General features: G+C 72.6%; 1 pseudogene. It reads left to right on the top strand.

Features of this window, described 5'->3' with window-relative positions:
* Positions 1-623: 623 nt before the first annotated feature.
* A pseudogene (locus tag I0Q12_RS10270) lies at positions 624-1,582 on the top strand (tetratricopeptide repeat protein); the annotation flags it as partial.

Genomic DNA, 1,582 nt, shown 5'->3' with positions numbered 1-1,582 from the left:
ACTCGACAGGGTGTGGGAGAGTAGGACACCGCCGAACACCCGTTACCGAAAGGGGACCCACTCACTGGGTCCCCTTTCGTGTTTTTTCGTGAAAGGATTTTTCTGTGTCCGACAACAGCGGTGAGCGTCGATCCTTCCGGGGCGGAGGATCCACCCCGCGGTCGGGACGCGACGACAATCAGGACCGGCGCCGGGACGAGAACCGTTCCGGTCGCAGCGACGATCGCCGGCAGAGCTCGTCCTTCGGCGACCGCCGGCAGGGTCCTTCTTCCGGCGATCGCCGGCAGGGCGAGGGTGAGCGCGGACGGTACGGCCGCAGCGGTGAGGGCCGTCCGTCCTACCGCGGAGACGATGCACGTCAGGGCGGAGACCGTCGTCGCGACGACCGGGGTGATCGCCGTCAGGGCGGAACCGGAGACAACCGTCAGGGCCGGGGTGGCGACCGTCCGAACCGCTACGGCGACGAGCGTCGTGACGATCGGCGCGGTGGCTTCGGCGACCGGCCCCGGGGTGAACGTTCCGACCAGGGCCGCGGCGACCGCGGTCGCGACGACCGCCGGGGCGGCTACGGCGACCGGCCCCGCGGTGAGCGACCCGAGCACGGCCGTGGTGATCGCGGACGTGACGAGCGTCGGGGTGGTTACGGCGACGAGCGCCGTGACGACCGGCGCGGCGGCTTCGGTGACCGGCCCCGCGGTGAGCGGCCCGAGCACGCCCGTGGTGAGCGCGGACGCGACGACCGCCGTGGAGGCGAGGGACGCGACCGCGGACCCCGCGACGATCGTGGTGCCCGCGACAGCCGAGGTCACGGCCCGGATCGGCGCGACGGCGGCGCCCGTCGTCGCGGCGGCGAGGGCGGTTTCGGACCCGGCCGCGGTCGCGAAGGCGTGCCCCCGCAGCGTCGCGATGCCCGACCGGACGAGCCGGATCTGCCGGACGATGTCGAAGCCTCGGAGCTGGATCCGACGATCCGTCGCGACCTGCTGAGCCTGGACAAGTCGAACGCGAACACCGTCGCCCGGCACCTGGTGATGGCAGGCAAGCTCATCGACGACGATCCGCGGCTCGCGCTCGCACATGCCCGGGCGGCACGACAGCGTGCCGGTCGCATCGCCGTGGTCCGCGAGGCCGCGGGCATCACCGCCTATCACGCCGGTGAATGGGCCGAGGCCCTGTCCGAGCTGCGCGCTGCCCGCCGCATGTCGGGCGGTCCCGGCCTGCTGGCGGTGATGGCCGACTGCGAACGCGGACTCGGCCGGCCGGAGCGTGCCATCGAACTCGGCCGCAGCGAGGAAGCCCGTGCCCTGACCGGGGACGAGGCCAGCGAGCTGCGCATCGTCGTGGCCGGTGCCCGCATGGACCTCGGCCAATACGATCAGGCCGTCGTCACCTTGCAGACTCCGGATCTCGACGAGTCCCGGACCGGGACCGCCGCCGCACGCCTGTTCTACGCCTACGCGGACGCGCTGGTGGCAGCCGGTCGCACGAAGGACGGCGTCAAGTGGTTCCTCAACGCGGCCGCCGCCGACCTCGACGGCGAAACCGACGCCGAGGAGCGGGTGGCGGAACTGACCGGCGAGGA

Origin of the sequence: Rhodococcus sp. CX (assembly GCF_015865005.1) — a bacterium.
Classification (GTDB): Bacteria; Actinomycetota; Actinomycetes; order Mycobacteriales; family Mycobacteriaceae; genus Rhodococcus.
This window is presented reverse-complemented; position numbering and strand designations above follow the sequence as displayed.